Consider the following 18879-nt stretch of genomic DNA (forward strand, 5'->3'; position numbering starts at 1 on the left):
GAAAGCTTGGCTTTGTATCCCTTTTTGAGCATGAATAACGAAAAACGCCTACAGATATTCCAGCGCTTGGCCGAAGCCACGCCGAATCCGACCACCGAACTGAATTTCACTACCCCGTTCGAATTACTGGTGGCGGTGGTGTTGTCAGCGCAAGCGACCGATAAGGGCGTCAACAAGGCGACTGCCAAGTTGTTTCCCGTGGCGAATACACCGCAAGCGATCCTGGCTTTGGGTGAAGACGGTTTGAAGGAGCACATCAAAACCATCGGCTTATTCAACAGCAAGGCGGCAAATGTCATAAAACTTTGTCAGACTCTACTGGAACAGCATGGCGGAGAAGTGCCGCGTCAGCGGGAAGCACTGGAGGCGCTGGCCGGGGTGGGCCGCAAAACGGCGAATGTGATTTTAAACACCGCCTTTGGGGAGCCGACCATCGCCGTAGATACGCATATTTTCCGGGTCGCCAATCGCATCGGCCTGGCGCCGGGCAAAAATGTCCTGGAAGTGGAGCGCAAATTGGAAAAAACCGTGCCCAAGCAATACAAGAAAGACGCGCACCATCTGCTGATTCTACACGGCCGATATATTTGTGTGGCCAGGAAGCCGCGTTGCGGCGCTTGCTGCATCGCCGATGTCTGTGAATTTAAGGCAAAGAATTTAGACTGAATATGCAATAATCAGAGTAGAGCCATAAGGATTACGCATCAGTCGTAAGCCCCGGTAGTAATGTGCCGGAGCACCATAAATAAAAATTAAACGAGAGGATAAACGCATGAAAAAATTTAATAAATCTCCGCTGGCCGCTGCGATGGGCGGTGCGCTTTTGTCCGGCATGGCTGTCAACGCGCAGGCCGATGCCAACCCATTCGCCGTTTCCGAGTTGTCTAGCGGCTATATGCAAGTTGCGACGTCGCATGCAGAGCATTCAAACGGCAAAATCAGTCAGGGCGCGTGTGGCTCTAATGCAATGGACGGCAATGGCATCAAAAAAAGTGAGACCAAAAAAGCTGAAGCGAAAAAAACCGAAGGCTCATGCGGCGAAGGCATGTGCGGCGGCATGATGAGCGGTGGCAAAATGAAAAAAGGCATGGAAAGCGCTTGCGGCGCGATGATGAAGGGTAAAGAAGGCGCTTGCGGCATGGGCATGATGACCGGCGGCGGCATGATGAGCATGGGCAGCATGGGCGGCATGGATCACGGCACCGACAAGTCTAAAAAAGCCGAAGAAGGCAGTTGCGGTGCCATGATGGGTGGCGACAAAAAAGCCGGCGAACATAGCTGCGGTGCCATGATGAAAAACGAAGAAGGTAGTTGCGGGAGCAAAATGGATGCCGACAAATCGGCCAGCCATTAATTTCGACTCATCGCCAATAGACCGACACTATGGATTTTAATGATTTACAGCAGCTGGTTATCGATTACGGCTATCTAGCCTTGTTTATCGGTACGTATCTGGAAGGTGAAACCATTCTGGTCATCGCCGGCTTTTTAGCGCATGGCGGCTATTTGCAATTGGAATGGGTGATGCTGACGGCGTTTTTGGGTACCTTTGCCGGCGACCAGACCTTTTTCTATCTGGGCCGTTGGAAAGGCATCGCCTTTCTGGAGAAACGTCCGCTTTGGCACAGCAAAACCGACAAGGTTTTCGATTTGCTGCACAAGCATCAGATCCCGGTGATATTGGGATTTCGCTTTCTCTACGGCGTACGTAACGTCACGCCGTTTGTGATTGGGGCCAGCAAGATTCATCCCTTGAAGTTTTTCTTGCTGAATTTTCTCGGCGCCGGGATTTGGGCGATAGCGGTCGGTTATCTGGGCTACACCTTCGGCCAATTTGCCGAGTCCATCATGGGTCAGGTTAAAAAATACGAAATGTATATCCTGGGCGTATTGGTGGCGATTGGTTTAGCCTTATTCTGGCGTTCTACCCACAAACCGGAAACACCAGACGCACCGGAAGAGTAAGTCATGGATAGCGTTCGCAATCTCGTTCACGGTGCCGGCTTAGGCTTGCGGCGCTCGTTTTTGAGCGAGATTGTCGAGTCGCCGCTGGCCCATGTGGGTTTTTACGAAGTGGCGCCGGAAAACTGGATGACCATCGGTGGCAAGTTCGGCAAACAGTTTCGCGCCATGACCGAGCGTTTTGATTTTGTCTGTCATGGCCTGTCGCTGTCGATAGGTAGCAGCGATCCGCTGGATGAGCAATTCGTGCAAGATTTGAAAGTGTTCATGCGCGAGCACGGGATCAAATTCTACAGCGAACACCTTAGCTATTGCAGCCATGGCGGGCATTTATACGACTTGATGCCGATGCCGTTTACCGAAGACGCGGTTAAGCATGTCGCCGCGCGTATCCGCAGGGTGCAGGATATTCTGGAACAGCGCATGGCTATCGAAAATATTTCCTATTACGCCGCGCCGGGACAGGAAATGGCCGAGATCGATTTTTTCAACGCGGTAGTCACTGAAGCCGACTGCGATGTGCTGATCGACATCAACAATATCTACGTTAACAGCGTCAATCACGGCTACGATGCCGAGGCCTTTCTGCGGGCCATGCCTGCCGAGCGCATCGCTTACGCACACATTGCCGGTCATTATGTGGAAGCAGAGGATTTTCTGGTCGATACCCACGGCGCGCCGGTGATCGATCCGGTCTGGACTTTGCTAGGCAAGGCTTACGAGCTGTTCGGCGTATTCCCTACCCTGCTTGAGCGGGATTTCAACATTCCCGCCTTGCTTGAGTTAAGCCAGGAAGTCGATACCATCCAAGCCATTCAGCAGCACTATGCGGCTGGCCGGCAAAAACAGGTAGCCTGATGGCTGCCGATTTTCAGGCTACCCAAGGCCAGTTTGCCGCGTATATTCGCGATCCGCAAAACAATCCGCCACCGGCAGATGTCGAGCCGCGGCGTATGGCCATGTATCGGGAGTTGTTTTTCAACAATATCGACAGTTTTATTGCCAGTAATTTTCCGGTATTGCGAGCCATCCTGAATGATGCGCAATGGTTGGAAATCACCCAGGATTTCTTTACCCGGCACAGCTGCGAAACACCCTATTTCTCGGAAATTGCCGAAGAGTTTTTAGCGTATTTACAAAACGAACGAAATAATCCGGACGATTATCCGTTTCTGTTGGAATTGGCACATTACGAATGGGTGGAAATGGCTTTGTCGATTGCCAAGGACACACCAATATTGGGTGACAGCGATTTTCTGGATAAGTTGTTGCCGCGCAGCATCGCGTTATCGCCCTTGGCCTGGCCGTTGCTTTACCGTTATCCGGTACAGGCAATAGGCCCCGGCTTTTTGCCGCTAGAGCCGCCGGAGCAAACCACTTGCTTGATCGTTTACCGCGACAATCTCGACTGCGTGCATTTTCTGAAAACCACCGGTTTGACCATACGCTTGCTGCAAATTTTGCAGGATGAAGGGCCGATGACCGGCGAGCAGTGCTTGCAAGCGGTTGCCACGGAATTCCCGCAACTGGATAGCCAAGCCTTAATGGCCGCCGGCCCGCCGATGCTGCGGGAGCTGGCTGAGAAAGGGATTCTTATTCCGGCTGTTGCCGCTTAAAGCTATGCACCCAGACTAGTCCGTCCTCGTTCCACTCCATGCCGCTGTGCATTTTCAATATTAAATCCTTATACATTGCCAGATTCGGATAACCCTCCGCCCGGGCGTCCGCGTCGCTCATATCGCCTATTCTTTGGCGCTCCACGCTAGTTACTTCAAATACGACGTCTTCCAATACAAAGGTTTCGCCGGGGTAGGCATATAAACCGTCGCGGCGTTGCTGGGTTTTGTCGCCGGCCAGCGTTGCCGCCACTAATTTGGGGTGTCGGACCAAACGGTCGATGCTGCAAGATTTTTCGGGATATTCAGTCATGAAAGCGGATGTCCTTGTAGTACGGAATAAAACAGCTTGGCACTTTAAAAGCCTTAAACACGCATTGCAAGCGACTTCCGTTAGCAGTTTCGCAAATTAATCATAAGTTGTGGGACTAACCCTACAATTTGTCGGTAGCTTTCTAGATAAACCGAATTTTCCTGCCTATACTTTTTTCCACATTGAATTTCCAGGCCACTGAACCGAAATGATCGGCGGCAGAGGGCTGCGAAATCATAAAAAAACCAGGGAGATTACGCCAAAATGTCTATATTCCAATTTGCGGTAATGATTTGCGTTGCATTGATGTCGGCAGGAATAGCCGCTTGGGTGACCAAAAAACGCTGTGTTGCCGCTACGCAAAATACCTTGACTGACAAGGCCCCCGCCTTATCGGTAGCCGAAATAGAAAACTATATTTCCGGTCTGGATCGGTTTGCCGAGCAAGTCACGCCGGTATGGGCAGCACAAATCGATTCGACCCGGCAACAAATCGAGCAGGCGATTACGTTGTTGACTCAACGCTTTGCCGGGATTACCAATAATCTGGAAGCGGCTTTAAGATCCTCCCATTCCACTCTCGGTGGCAACGGCGAAGAAGTATTCGTAAACAGCAACACCAATTTGCAAAAAGTGGTGAGCTCCATGGATGCGGCATTGCAGGAAAATTTGGCGGTTTTGCAGAAAATTCGCTCCTTGGCGGGCTTTATTGATGAACTTAAGCAGATGGCCAAGGAAGTGGCGCGGATTGCCGAACAAACCAATCTGATTGCCTTAAACGCCGCTATCGAAGCGGCTCGGGCCGGCGAAGCAGGCCGCGGTTTTGCCGTGGTGGCGGACGAGGTTAGAAAGCTATCCAACTTGTCCGGTGAAACCGGTAAGCAGATCGGCTCCAAAGTCGAGCAAGTTAGCTCTGCTATTCAAACCGCCTTGCTAGCGGTGGAAAAAAGCGCGCAAAACGAGGCCGAAGCGGTCTCCGCTTGTAACGGCAATATTCAATCGGTAATGGATAACCTGCATGACGTGTTTACCAAATTGCAGGGCTATTCAAGCAACTTAAGCCATTCGGCGCAGGCCATAAAAGGTGAGATAGACGAATCCTTGGTGCATTTTCAATTTCAAGACCGGATCGGCCAAATTCTGGAACACGTCAAAGACAGCATTGCCGATTTCCCCAAACAGCTCAACCGCAGTCATGCCGGCGGTGTATTTGCGTTGCGGCCGATAGATGCGGACCACATTTTAAGCGGCTTGACCAGCACCTACACCATGGAATCCGAACACCACGCCCATGGTCATGGCAGTCGAGCCGTTGAACCTCAATCACAAGACATCACTTTTTTCTAGGATATTAAGCATATGGCAAAAACGATATTGGTAGTAGACGATGCGGCGTCGGTCCGTCAGGTAGTAGGTATTGCGCTGAAAGGCGCCGGTTATGAAGTAATAGAAGCGTGCGACGGCAAGGATGGGCTAAGTAAGCTCAACGGCCAGAAAATTCACCTCATCATATCCGATGTCAATATGCCGAATATGGACGGCATTACCTTCGTGAAGGAACTTAAACAGTTACCGGCCTATAAATTTACCCCGGTCATTATGCTGACCACCGAATCCCAGGAAGGCAAAAAGCAGGAGGGCCAAGCTGCGGGCGCCAAAGCCTGGGTGGTCAAACCGTTTCAGCCGGCGCAAATGTTAGCGGCCGTTTCCAAGTTAATTTTGCCTTGATCGAAGTATGAACAGCGGTCGTTCATCCCGTTTCCGCCGATTCATATAAGTACCTCTGTCTATGTCTAGCGAGATCGTCCATGCCCAGCCTAACCATTAAAGACGAATTAACCATCTACAACGCGGCAGATCAGAAATCCAATCTGCTGATGTTTCTAACGGCTGGGGATGATTTGGAGATCAATCTTGCCAATGTCACCGAAATCGATACTGCCGGCCTACAGTTGTTGATTCTAATTAAACGCGAAGCCGCGCATTTGGGTAAGAGCTTGCGTTTCGTGATGCACAGCAAAGCCGTGTTGGATGTGCTGGAACTAGCGAATCTGACGGGTACTTTTGGCGATCAGGTCGTGCTGACCCAAAACTAAGGAGTATGCGAAATGAGTTTTGATGATCAAATGCGGGATGCTCTGAAGACTTTTGTGATTGAAAGTCTGGAGTTATTGCAAGACATGGAAGACGGCTTACTCGGGCTGGAAGACGATCAGGAGCCATCCGAACGGATTAACGCCATTTTCCGAGCCGCACATACCATTAAGGGGTCGGCGGGATTGTTCGGTCTGGATCATATCGTTGCCTTCACCCACGTGGTGGAAAGCGTGCTTGATACCTTGCGCGACGGAAAGTTGAGCGTTTCGCCGGAACTGGTCGCCATTCTGCTACCTTGCTGCGACCATATGATTGAGCTGATTCAAGCAGTGGCCGACGGTGAAGTAAACGCCAACCCGGCGATGACCAATGCCGAACGACAATTACTGGATGGCTTGGAGTCTTTTTTGAAGCCTGAGCCCAAGCAGGCGATGACTACCGTGCAACAAGCTGGCGAACCGCTCGAAGCCAGCGGTGGCGGCGTAATCGACAGCGGCAATTGGCATTTGTTTATTCAATTCGGCGAAAACTGTCTACGCGACGGTATGGATCCCTTGTCTTTCATCCGCTATTTGGCAACGCTAGGCGAGATTATGTCGCTGACTACTTTCAGTCATGCAATGCCGGACGCCGAGAGCATGGACCCCGAGAGCAGTTATCTGGGTTTTGAAATTGTCCTAAAAAGCGACGCAGACAAAGCCGCTATCGAAAGCGTGTTCGATTTTGTTCGCGAAGGCAGTTACATCCACATTTTGCCGCTGGAAGACAAAATTCCCTACTACGTCGAACTGATCAATTCGCTGGGCGAAGACAATGCCCAACTCGGCGAGCTGTTGCTGAAAAGCGGGGTCATTACCCAACGTGAACTACAAGAAGGCCTCAACGCGCAGCAGGCGCAAGTCCCGCAACCGAATACCCGCCTTGGCGAAATCTTGGTCGATCAACAAGTGGTGCAACAGCCGCTGGTGAATGCGGCGTTGGAAAAACAGCAGCAGATTAAAGACAACAAAGCCCGAGAAAACCAAACCATACGGGTAGACGCCGAGCGCTTGGACAAACTCATCGATGTGATAGGCGAACTGGTTATTTCGGGTGCGGGTGTCAATCTGCGTGCCTTACAGACCAGCGATTCCGCGCTATTGGAAGCCACCAGCGAAATGATGCGCTTGGTCGAAGAAGTGCGCGACGGTGCATTGCAACTGCGAATGGTGGCGATAGGTGCCACATTCAGCCGCTTCCAGCGAGTGGTGCGCGATGTCGGCAAAGAACTGGGCAAAGATATTGCCTTGGTCATTACCGGCGGCGACACCGAAGTGGATAAATCGGTTGTCGAAAAAATCGGCGATCCGCTGATGCACTTAGTCCGCAACGCCATGGACCACGGTATCGAGTCTGCCGAAGTCCGCGCCGCGCGCGGCAAACCCAGTCGCGGCGAACTCAGATTAAACGCCTACCACGAGTCGGGCAGCATCGCCATAGAAGTTAGCGATGATGGCGGTGGTCTGGATCGTGATCGAATTTTGGCAAAAGCCATCGAAAAAGGTTTGGTGCAAGCCGACGCCAAACTAAGCGACCATGAAATTTATAGCTTGATTTTCGAACCCGGCTTTTCAACCGCCAGCCAAATTTCCAATCTGTCCGGGCGCGGTGTGGGCATGGATGTGGTCAAGCGGAACGTTACCGATTTACGCGGCGACATCGAAGTTGAAAGCAGGCCGGGTCAAGGTTCCACCATCCGTATTCGCTTACCACTGACATTAGCCATTATCGATGGCTTCCTGGTGGGAGTGGGTAAGTCATCGTATGTGATTCCTCTTGACCGGGTTGTTGAGTGCTTGGAGTTGTCCGGCGATTTGATTGACAGGGATTACATGGATTTGCGCGGCGAAGTGCTGCCTTTTATCCGCTTGCGCGATCTGTTCAACATCAGCGGAGATCAACCGCGCAGACCTAATGTCGTCGTGGTGCATGCAGCGGGTGTCAAGACGGGGCTAGTCGTTGATCGCTTAATCGGCGAGTTTCAGACGGTTATCAAGCCGCTTGGCAAATTATTCGGCCATGTAGAGGGGCTGGGTGGATCCACGATCTTGGGCAGTGGCGAAGTGGCGTTAATTTTGGATGTACCCGTATTGGTTAGCGCCTTTGAGCACAAGCTTCAGGGCAATATGCACGTGGCACAGGCTTGAGCCAAATTGGAAAAAAGCCAATTACACACTAAGGAAAATAGTCATGAGAAATAATCAACCCGTTACTGACGTCGAATTACATTTTTCCGAAGAAGACATTCTCACCTCTACCACCGATTTGAGTGGCTATATCACCAGTGTCAGCCCGGCTTTCATCAAACTGAGTGGCTTCACGGAATCGGAACTGCTGGGGCAGCCGCACAACATTGTGCGCCACCCGGATATGCCGGAAGAGGCCTATGAATGGATGTGGCGAACCATTTCCGCCGGTTGCACTTGGCGCGGATTGGTAAAAAACCGTTCCAAAAATGGCGATTTCTATTGGGTGGAAGCCAATGTCGCGCCAATTTACAACGAAGGCCAGATGATTGGTTACCGGTCTATCCGCTTCAAGCCAGCACGCAGCGAAGTTGATGCGGCGGCAGCGCTATATGCCCATATCAAAGCCGGTCGCGTTAAAAATCCCTTTAAAGAGGGAAAGATTTCTAGTGTATTTAGCAAAATTAAGCTCTGGCAAAAGTTTGTTGCCTTAGTGGTTCTGGCTATTGCTATGTTCGCAGTGCCAACCTACTTTTTGATAAATGACAATATCGCAGACAAGGATTTCGCATTAAAGGAAAAACAAGGTGTCGATTACTCTACGGAGACCATCAAACTGATGCAACTGGTGGTAGAGCACCGTGGCTTGAACGCGATGGTAATCGCCGGCAACACACAGGAAGCGAGCCGCCGGGAGGCGAAACGCAACGAAGTCAATCAGCAAATCGCCGGTATCTCCGCATTGGACGGACGGTTGGAGGAATTAAAGCTGACTTTGGCCTGGCAAGCGCTCAGGGAAAAATGGCAAGAGCTGGCGGCTTCGGCTAGCAAATTTGATGCACAAACCAATCTTGCAAAGCATGGCGAATTCATTAGGCAATTGCACGCTTTTAACCGCAAAGTGGCTGATGCTTCGGGACTAGGATTGGATCCGGAAGCCGATACCTATTACGCCCAAGTGTTGGCAATCAGTTTATTTCCTGAGCTGTCCGAACAATTGGGTATGCTCAGAGGCGTGGGTTCGCCGATTTTGCAGCGAAAAACCGTGACTGTTGCAGAAGCCGCTTACCTGCGAGCATTAATCGCGAATGCTGAAGAAACCCTGGCGATGATCGACGAGAATATTCCCAAAATCGGCAGCATGAACCCCGCACTCCGCACGGATTTGCAAAAAGCCACCGCCTTAGCCAAGCAAGCACTGACCTTGACTGAAACGGAAATTTTACAACGCGGGCAACTTGAGCTTGCCGGCAGCGATTATTTCAACAGCTTGACGCAGGCTATCCAACAAAACTTCTCGTTAGCAGGAGGATTTAGCAAGTTGCTATATGCCGGTTTGGATGCCCGTTTGGCGCGATTAGGCGGCACTATCAACACTACGATGATAGTCGTGTCCTTGTTCTTGTTGGGTTTCCTGGCAATGAGTTGGTACATCGTCATGGGGGTGCTCCGCCCTGTCAATGCCATGATTCATGCCATGACCTTGTTCGGGCGCGGCCAAATGCCGCAAAACGATAGCCATAACTACGGCTTAGAATTCAATCAACTGAATGAGGGTGTCAAAGCCGCAGTATTTTCCGTGCAATCTTTGATTGCCGATGCCGTCATGCTGTCCCACTCAGCCGTTGAAGGACAGCTGTCCACCCGTGCAGATGCGACTAAACATCAGGGTGATTATCGGAAAATCGTCGTAGGCGTTAACGACACGCTGGAAGCCGTGATCGGCCCTTTGAACGTGGCTGCCGAGTACGTCGATAACATCTCCAAAGGCGCGATCCCCGCAAAAATCACCGACACCTACAACGGCGATTTCAACACCATCAAAAACAACCTGAACAACTGTATCGACGCGATCAGCAGCATGGTGGCCGAAGCCGCTGCGCTGGAAAAAGCCGCCATCGAAGGCCGCTTAGCCACCCGCGCCGACGCCAGCCAATACCAAGGCGATTACCGCAAGATTGTCGAAGGCGTCAACAACACCCTGGATGCCGTGATCGGACCTTTGAACGTCGCTGCCGAGTACGTCGACAACATCTCGCGCGGGGCGATTCCGGCGAAAATCACCGACACCTACAATGGCGATTTCAACACCATCAAAAACAATCTGAACAACTGTATCGATGCGATCAGCAGCATGGTGGCCGAAGCCGCTGCCTTGGAAAAAGCCGCCATCGAAGGCCGCTTAGCCACCCGTGCAGACGCCAGCCAATACCAAGGCGATTACCGCAAGATTGTCGAAGGCGTCAATAACACCCTGGACGCGGTGATCGGGCCCTTGAACGTCGCTGCCGAGTACGTCGACAACATCTCGCGCGGGGCGATTCCGGCGAAAATCACCGACACCTACAATGGCGATTTCAACACCATCAAAAACAATCTGAACAACTGTATCGATGCGATTTCCAGCATGGTGGCCGAAGCCGCTGCGCTGGAAAAAGCCGCCATCGAAGGCCGCTTAGCCACCCGCGCCGACGCCAGCCAATACCAAGGCGATTACCGCAAGATTGTCGAAGGCGTCAATAACACGCTGGACGCCGTGATTGGACCTTTGAACGTCGCGGCCGACTACGTGGACAACATCTCTAAAGGCGCGATCCCCGCCAAAATCACCGACACCTACAACGGTGATTTCAATGTCATCAAAAACAACCTGAACACCTGCATTGATGCGGTGAACGCCCTGGTGGCCGATGCCAATATGTTATCGACCGCTGCCGTCGAAGGTCGCTTGGCGACCCGCGCGGATGCCACGAAACACCAAGGCGATTTCCGCAAAATCGTCGAAGGGGTCAACAGCACCCTGGATGCGGTAATCGGGCCCTTGAACGTGGCCGCCGAGTACGTGGACAACATCTCGCGCGGGGCGATTCCGGCGAAAATCACCGACCACTACAACGGTGACTTCAACACCATCAAAAACAACCTGAACAACTGTATCGATGCGATTTCCAGCATGGTGGCCGAAGCGGTGGCCTTGGAAAAAGCCGCTATCGAAGGCCGCTTAGCCACCCGCGCCGACGCCAGCCAATACCAAGGTGACTACCGGAAAATCGTCCAAGGCGTCAACAACACGCTGGATGCGGTGATCGGACCCTTGAACGTGGCGGCCGAGTACGTGGACAACATCTCTAAAGGCGCGATCCCCGCCAAAATCACCGACACCTACAACGGTGATTTCAATGTCATCAAAAACAATCTGAACACCTGTATTGATGCGGTGAACGCCTTGGTGGCCGATGCCAATATGTTATCGACCGCTGCCGTCGAAGGGCGTTTGGCCACCCGCGCGGATGCCACTAAGCACCAAGGCGATTTCCGTAAGATTGTCGAGGGCGTGAATCTGACCCTGAATGCGGTGATCGGCCCGTTGAATGTGGCGGCTGACTATGTCGATAACATTTCCAAAGGCCACATTCCCGCCAAAATCACCGACACCTACAACGGTGATTTCAACACCATTAAAAACAACCTCAACACCTGTATCGATGCGGTCAATACGCTGGTGGCCGACGCCAATATGCTGGCCACCGCTGCGGTTGAGGGGCGCCTGCAAACCCGTGCCGACGCCAGCAAACACCAAGGCGATTTCCGCAAAATCGTCGAAGGCGTCAACGACACCCTGGATGGGGTGATCTTGCCGCTGAATGAAGCGGTCGAAGTACTGGCGTTGGTTGAACAAGGCGACCTGACGCGCAACGTGACCGGTAACTACCAAGGCCAGTTGGGTGAATTTAAAGACACCGTGAACAACACCGTCGCCAAACTCTCCCAAACCATCGCCGAGGTGATTTCCGCCGCGGATCAGCTGGGTAATGCCTCCGAGCAGATCAGTTCCACTTCGCAATCGCTGTCGCAAGCTGCCAGCGAACAAGCAGGCAGTGTCGAGATCACCAGTGCCAGCATCGAGGAAATGGCGGCCAGCATCAACCAGAATGCCGACAATGCCAAAGTCACCGACGGCATGGCCAGCAAAGCCGCTACCGAAGCCAGCCAAGGCGGTGAAGCGGTGAAACAGACCGTTGATGCCATGCGCGAGATTGCCAAAAAAATCGGCATCATCGACGACATCGCCTATCAAACCAACATGTTGGCATTGAACGCCGCCATCGAAGCGGCGCGCGCCGGCGATCACGGCAAAGGCTTTGCGGTGGTGGCGGCGGAAGTGCGCAAACTGGCCGAGCGCAGCCAGGTGGCGGCGCAGGAGATTGGCGAGTTGGCCGAAAACAGCGTCGAGACAGCGGAAAGTGCCGGCAAACTGCTGGATGAAATTGTCCCCAGCATTGCCAGAACCTCCGACTTGGTGCAAGAGATTGCCGCCGCCTCCCAAGAACAATCCGCCGGTGTCAGCCAAGTTAACAATGCCATGAACCAGATGAATCAGATTACTCAGCAGAATGCATCCGCCAGCGAACAGTTGGCGGCTACTGCGGAAGAAATGATGGGGCAAACGGAACAACTACAAAGTTTGATGAGCTTTTTCAAAATCACCTCTTCCGGACATGCTGCTAGCCGCTCTGCAACCCAAACAACATCGCGTCGCTCAGAAAGTGCGAAACAGGCAAGTGCGAAAACCACAGAGGATGACGCCATTGACTTGGATGCCGCCATTCAAGCGCACAGCGAGTGGAAGGTGAAACTGCGCCGGGGTATCAGCCAACACGAGCACATGGATGCCGTCACCATTGGCCGGGACGATTGCTGCAAGTTGGGTAAATGGTTGCACGGTGGCGGTCAAAAGCAATACAAACATTTGTCGGGTTTTCAGGACTGTCTGCATAAACATGCGCAGTTTCATCGCGAAGCCGGAAAAGTGGCCGAGGTGATTAATAGTGGCCAATATGAAACCGCCGAGTCCTTGTTAGATGCGGGCAGCGCGTTTGCATTGGCCTCCAGCCAAGTCAGTGTTGCCATTGTGACGTTAAAAAAACAAGCACATTTATAAAATCGGAGCCATCTCAAGCTGGTTTTTATGAGCTAGAAAAAGCTGGTATCAACTTTTATTAACCCTGCCCTCAAATATCGTCGCTCCCGTGTAAGCGCAAACCCAGTTTTCACGCTGGACTTCAGCTTACGCGGGAATCACGGAATCAGGGAGTTTAAAGGCCTGGTTAATAATCTACTGGCGACTAAAAGGGAAGTTGGCAGCGTGGCGACTTGAAGTCCGCGCTTTTAGAGGATGCGGTACTTACGGAGCGCGTGAGCGAATCAAAATTTTAAATTGCATGAGGGTTAAAAAAATGACAGTCACACAACGTTTGTTGTTATTAATCGGTTCCGCTGTGTTGGGCTTGGCTGGTCTGGCCGGCTTCAACTATGTGCAGATCGACAAAGTGTATACCGCCACCAACTTCAATACTATCAATACCTTGCCTAGTGTGTTGTTGCTTAACGATATTGTTGGGGAGATATCCGGAGTCCGCGCGCACGTCTGGCAGCATTTAACGGAAACCGACGATACGGCCATGGCCGGCGTCGAGCAAGAAATCGACGAAAAACGCGCGAATATCGATAAGCTTTTGAGCGACTATGAAAAGCTTTTGACCGATGATGAGGACAAAAAACTGTTACAGGACGATAAAGCTAGTTTGGCGGAATACGACAAATTACGGCTCAAAATTCGTGATTTATCCAGGCAGAATAAAAATGCCGAAGCCCGAACTGTGATGATGGGCAATCAGCCTGTGGTTGATAAGCTGTTGGATGCGTTCAAAAATCATAGCGAATATAACCAGCGTCTGGGTAAAAACTCATCGAACGAAGCAGTTTCGATTCAGTCCAGCGCCATTACCATTTCCGTCATTATTACAGCGCTAACGATACTGGCTATCGGCACCTTGGGTTTTTTCATTGCCCGAACCCTGACACGGCAATTGGGTGGCGAACCGGATTTTGTTGCGGATTTGGCTTATAAAATCTCGCAAGGGGATTTGACCACCGTTATTCAACTCAAAGCCGGCGATAACAGCAGTGTTATGGCCAATATGAAGCAGTTGAGCGATAACATCAAAGCGCTATTAGCCGAGATGGATCATATGGCCGCTGAACATGAAAAAGGCGATATTGATGTAGTGGTTGATCAACAAAAATTCCACGGTAGTTTCAAGACCGTCGCCAAAGGCGTTAACGACATGGTTAACGGTCATATTGCTGTGAAAAAAATGGCCATAAAGTGTTTCATGGAGTTTGGCAAAGGTAATCTCGAAGCCGATGTTGAAAAATTGCCTGGCAAAAAGCGATTTATCAATGAAACCATAGATTTAGTTCGCAATAACATCAAGGCTTTAGTAAATGATGCCGCCATGCTGTCGCAAGCAGCCGTCGAAGGCCGCCTGTCAACCCGCGCGGATGCCACGAAACACCAAGGCGACTTCCGCAAGATTGTCGAAGGCGTCAACAACACCCTGGATGCCGTGATCGGACCTTTGAACGTCGCTGCCGAGTACGTCGACAACATCTCGCGCGGGGCGATCCCCGCGAAAATCACCGACACCTACAACGGTGATTTCAACACCATCAAAAACAATCTGAACAACTGTATCGACGCGATCAGCAGCATGGTGGCCGAAGCCGCTGCCTTGGAAAAAGCCGCCATCGAAGGCCGCTTAGCCACCCGCGCCGACGCCAGCCAGTACCAAGGCGATTACCGCAAAATTGTCGAAGGCGTCAACAACACCCTGGACGCCGTGATTGGCCCCTTGAACGTCGCCGCCGAGTACGTGGACAACATCTCGCGCGGGGCGATTCCGGCGAAAATCACCGACACCTACAATGGCGATTTCAACACCATCAAAAACAATCTGAACAACTGTATCGATGCGATTTCCAGCATGGTGGCCGAAGCCGCTGCGCTGGAAAAAGCCGCCATCGAAGGCCGCTTAGCCACCCGCGCCGACGCCAGCCAATACCAAGGCGATTACCGCAAGATTGTCGAAGGCGTCAATAACACGCTGGACGCCGTGATTGGACCTTTGAACGTCGCGGCCGACTACGTGGACAACATCTCTAAAGGCGCGATCCCCGCCAAAATCACCGACACCTACAACGGTGATTTCAATGTCATCAAAAACAACCTGAACACCTGCATTGATGCGGTGAACGCCCTGGTGGCCGATGCCAATATGTTATCGACCGCTGCCGTCGAAGGTCGCTTGGCGACCCGCGCGGATGCCACGAAACACCAAGGCGATTTCCGCAAAATCGTCGAAGGGGTCAACAGCACCCTGGATGCGGTAATCGGGCCCTTGAACGTGGCCGCCGAGTACGTGGACAACATCTCGCGCGGGGCGATTCCGGCGAAAATCACCGACCACTACAACGGTGACTTCAACACCATCAAAAACAACCTGAACAACTGTATCGATGCGATTTCCAGCATGGTGGCCGAAGCGGTGGCCTTGGAAAAAGCCGCTATCGAAGGCCGCTTAGCCACCCGCGCCGACGCCAGCCAATACCAAGGTGACTACCGGAAAATCGTCCAAGGCGTCAACAACACGCTGGATGCGGTGATCGGACCCTTGAACGTGGCGGCCGAGTACGTGGACAACATCTCTAAAGGCGCGATCCCCGCCAAAATCACCGACACCTACAACGGTGATTTCAATGTCATCAAAAACAATCTGAACACCTGTATTGATGCGGTGAACGCCTTGGTGGCCGATGCCAATATGTTATCGACCGCTGCCGTCGAAGGGCGTTTGGCCACCCGCGCGGATGCCACTAAGCACCAAGGCGATTTCCGTAAGATTGTCGAGGGCGTGAATCTGACCCTGAATGCGGTGATCGGCCCGTTGAATGTGGCGGCTGACTATGTCGATAACATTTCCAAAGGCCACATTCCCGCCAAAATCACCGACACCTACAACGGTGATTTCAACACCATTAAAAACAACCTCAACACCTGTATCGATGCGGTCAATACGCTGGTGGCCGACGCCAATATGCTGGCCACCGCTGCGGTTGAGGGGCGCCTGCAAACCCGTGCCGACGCCAGCAAACACCAAGGCGATTTCCGCAAAATCGTCGAAGGCGTCAACGACACCCTGGATGGGGTGATCTTGCCGCTGAATGAAGCGGTCGAAGTACTGGCGTTGGTTGAACAAGGCGACCTGACGCGCAACGTGACCGGTAACTACCAAGGCCAGTTGGGTGAATTTAAAGACACCGTGAACAACACCGTCGCCAAACTCTCCCAAACCATCGCCGAGGTGATTTCCGCCGCGGATCAGCTGGGTAATGCCTCCGAGCAGATCAGTTCCACTTCGCAATCGCTGTCGCAAGCTGCCAGCGAACAAGCAGGCAGTGTCGAGATCACCAGTGCCAGCATCGAGGAAATGGCGGCCAGCATCAACCAGAATGCCGACAATGCCAAAGTCACCGACGGCATGGCCAGCAAAGCCGCTACCGAAGCCAGCCAAGGCGGTGAAGCGGTGAAACAGACCGTTGATGCCATGCGCGAGATTGCCAAAAAAATCGGCATCATCGACGACATCGCCTATCAAACCAACATGTTGGCATTGAACGCCGCCATCGAAGCGGCGCGCGCCGGCGATCACGGCAAAGGCTTTGCGGTGGTGGCGGCGGAAGTGCGCAAACTGGCCGAGCGCAGCCAGGTGGCGGCGCAGGAGATTGGCGAGTTGGCCGAAAACAGCGTCGAGACAGCGGAAAGTGCCGGCAAACTGCTGGATGAAATTGTCCCCAGCATTGCCAGAACCTCCGACTTGGTGCAAGAGATTGCCGCCGCCTCCCAAGAACAATCCGCCGGTGTCAGCCAAGTCAACAATGCGATGAACCAGATGAACCAGATTACTCAGCAGAATGCATCCGCCAGCGAACAGTTGGCGGCGACTGCGGAAGAAATGACCAGTCAGGCTGAACAACTGCAATCGCTGATGAGCTTTTTTAGACTCGACGACAGCGGTCGAAAAGCGACGATCACAGCTGAAGTCAAATCAGCAAAAAAGGCTATCAAAATCAAGCCTGTCGCTCAGGCAAGTGCGAATATTGATCATGACTTCGATTTAAACCAGTTCGAACGTTTCTAGGAGCGGGCCATGACAGGACTTGCAACAACTCAAGAAAAGCTACCCGCCGCGCAGAGCAAACAGACTGCGCTGGCGGGTCAATACCTAACCTTTACGCTTGGGGGAGAACTTTACGCACTGGGCATTTTGAGTAGTAAGGAAATCATCGATTACGGCAATCTTACCGAAGTCCCCATGATGCCGGTGTTTGTGCGCGGCGTGATTAATCTGCGCGGTAGCGTGGTGCCGGTGGTGGATTTGTTGGCACGCTTTGGCAAGGGATCGACGCCTGTGGCCAAGCGCACCGGTATCGTTATTGTCGAAACCGCCAGCGAAACTGAAGATGGCGTATCCCAGGATTTGGGGATTATCGTGGACGCCGTCAACGAAGTGGTTGAAATCGGTGAACAGGATATAGAGCCGCCGCCCAGTTTTGGGGCGGGGATTCGGCCTGACTTTATTAACGGGATGGCCAAACGGAATGGCCGCTTTGTTATTTTGTTGAACGTCAGCAAGGTACTTTCGGTGGATGAAATGGCGGCTTTGAGTAAAGTTCGCCAAGACCGTCAAGCATTGCCGGATACAATCAACGCTTGATCGTTCCAAGACTTGAGGCGTTTAAATTTATCGACATGTTGGCTAACCCACAAATAGGAGTATAGAGTGTCGTCAATCCATCGTGTCGGCGCGCCGATATTGCATAAGCAAGAGTTTGCCTGGATCAGGGACTATCTTTACAAGCACGCCGGCATTGTCCTAAACGATAGTAAGCAGGCTATGGTAATGGGACGTTTGGAGAAGCGTTTGCGTCATCATGGCATCGATAGCTATGGCGAGTATTTTCGGCAATTCGGTAAGCCGGGGTTCGAAAATGAAACGACGATGGCTATCGATTTGCTAACCACCAATGAAACCTATTTTTTCCGCGAATCCAAGCATTTCGATTTTGTAGTTGAAAAAATTTTACCGCAACACTCGGCAGCCAAGCCGTTTCGAGTTTGGAGCGCGGCCAGCTCCAGCGGTGAGGAAGCTTACACGCTGGCAATGCTGTTGGCGGAATATTTGAGATCCCGGCAATGGGATATTGTCGGGACCGATATTTCCACACGGATTCTAGAAAAAGCCCGGCGTGGCCTGTATCCCAGTAATGCCGCCGAAAAAATTCCTCTTCCGTTATTGAAAAAGTATTGTCTGAAAGGTACAGGTGAATATGACGGTTTTTTGCTGGTGGCGCCTGAGCTACGCAGTCGCGTTAAGTTCGAATATGCCAATTTGATTGGAACGCTGCCGGACTTGGGTACCTTCGACGTGATTTTTTTACGTAACGTAATGATTTATTTTGATATTGAAACCAAGCAACGCCTGCTGGACAAAATTGTGAAATACCTGCGGCCCGGCGGCTATTTTTTTATCAGTCACTCCGAATCTTTAAGCGGTATGAAAACCGAGCTGCAAACCATCATGCCGTCGGTGTATCGCAAAGCCTTGGAGTAATTGGGCTGTAGCAAGCTAATCGGGCATTCGTGTCTAACTACCTGCTTAGCAAACTGCTTCAAGTGTGTCCCTCCCTCATACTTAAAATCGTCATCTCGGCAGCTCATATCGCAATCCCGGACAAATGGTTAGAACGAAGCTTGCCTGCTCCA

14 protein-coding genes are annotated in these 18879 nt (G+C 52.1%); 13 read left to right on the forward strand and 1 reads right to left on the reverse strand.

Translation table 11 applies throughout. The features are described 5' to 3' along the window. Positions 1-30: 30 nt before the first annotated feature. From nth to ACR02O_RS01180, 5 genes are all read left to right on the forward strand, one after another. Positions 31-666, forward strand: a complete 636-nt coding sequence (nth, locus tag ACR02O_RS01160) for an endonuclease III (RefSeq protein ID WP_494522602.1) — start codon at positions 31-33, stop codon at positions 664-666. Positions 667-772: 106 nt separating this feature from the next. Beyond that, positions 773-1354, forward strand: coding sequence for a hypothetical protein (locus ACR02O_RS01165; protein WP_494522603.1), 582 nt, complete (start codon positions 773-775; stop codon positions 1352-1354). Between the two features lie 29 nt (positions 1355-1383). After that, the gene (locus ACR02O_RS01170) at positions 1384-1965 is read left to right on the forward strand and encodes a DedA family protein (protein WP_101051455.1); all 582 of its coding nucleotides are present in this window, start codon (positions 1384-1386) and stop codon (positions 1963-1965) included. A 3-nt stretch (positions 1966-1968) separates the two neighbouring features. Then, positions 1969-2820, forward strand: a complete 852-nt coding sequence (locus tag ACR02O_RS01175) for an HvfB family MNIO-type RiPP peptide maturase (protein ID WP_494522604.1) — start codon at positions 1969-1971, stop codon at positions 2818-2820. Further along, positions 2820-3578 carry an HvfC family RiPP maturation protein gene (locus tag ACR02O_RS01180; protein ID WP_494522605.1) on the forward strand — a complete coding sequence of 253 codons (759 nt, stop codon included), beginning with the start codon at positions 2820-2822 and terminating at the stop codon, positions 3576-3578. Before ACR02O_RS01175 ends, ACR02O_RS01180 begins: the two co-directional genes overlap by 1 nt. On the opposite strand, the gene ACR02O_RS01185 is transcribed toward ACR02O_RS01180, so the two are convergent. Further along, a complete protein-coding gene (locus tag ACR02O_RS01185) occupies positions 3556-3891 on the reverse strand; it encodes an ASCH domain-containing protein (RefSeq protein ID WP_033158484.1) in 336 nt (111 codons plus the stop codon). The two genes, ACR02O_RS01180 and ACR02O_RS01185, sit on opposite strands and share 23 nt — an antisense overlap. A 645-nt stretch (positions 3892-4536) precedes the next feature. On the opposite strand from ACR02O_RS01185, the gene ACR02O_RS01190 reads away from it, so the two are divergent. The 8 genes from ACR02O_RS01190 to ACR02O_RS01225 all read left to right on the forward strand — a co-directional run bounded on the left by ACR02O_RS01190 (position 4537) and on the right by ACR02O_RS01225 (position 18727). Next, positions 4537-5238: a methyl-accepting chemotaxis protein gene (locus ACR02O_RS01190; RefSeq protein ID WP_240617928.1), complete on the forward strand. Its 702-nt coding sequence runs from the start codon at positions 4537-4539 to the stop codon at positions 5236-5238. A 12-nt stretch (positions 5239-5250) separates the two neighbouring features. After that, positions 5251-5619, forward strand: coding sequence for a response regulator (locus ACR02O_RS01195; protein WP_020484376.1), 369 nt, complete (start codon positions 5251-5253; stop codon positions 5617-5619). 80 nt (positions 5620-5699) lie between these two features. Beyond that, complete coding sequence (locus ACR02O_RS01200) at positions 5700-5987, forward strand: STAS domain-containing protein (protein WP_033158482.1); 288 nt, start codon at positions 5700-5702, stop codon at positions 5985-5987. A 12-nt stretch (positions 5988-5999) separates the two neighbouring features. Further along, positions 6000-8174, forward strand: a complete 2175-nt coding sequence (locus tag ACR02O_RS01205; protein ID WP_494522606.1) for a chemotaxis protein CheA — start codon at positions 6000-6002, stop codon at positions 8172-8174. Positions 8175-8217: 43 nt separating this feature from the next. Next, positions 8218-13155, forward strand: a complete 4938-nt coding sequence (locus tag ACR02O_RS01210) for a methyl-accepting chemotaxis protein (protein ID WP_494522607.1) — start codon at positions 8218-8220, stop codon at positions 13153-13155. Between the two features lie 295 nt (positions 13156-13450). Further along, entirely contained in the window at positions 13451-17254 is a 3804-nt protein-coding gene (locus ACR02O_RS01215) for a methyl-accepting chemotaxis protein (RefSeq protein WP_494522608.1), read from the forward strand. A 9-nt stretch (positions 17255-17263) separates the two neighbouring features. Then, positions 17264-17830, forward strand: a complete 567-nt coding sequence (locus tag ACR02O_RS01220) for a chemotaxis protein CheW (protein ID WP_033158168.1) — start codon at positions 17264-17266, stop codon at positions 17828-17830. Positions 17831-17896: 66 nt separating this feature from the next. Then, on the forward strand, positions 17897-18727 hold the full coding sequence (locus tag ACR02O_RS01225; protein ID WP_494522609.1) for a CheR family methyltransferase: 831 nt from the start codon (positions 17897-17899) through the stop codon (positions 18725-18727). The last annotated feature ends 152 nt before the right edge of the window (positions 18728-18879 follow it).

The organism is Methylomonas sp. PHL2-19 (genome assembly GCF_059331595.1).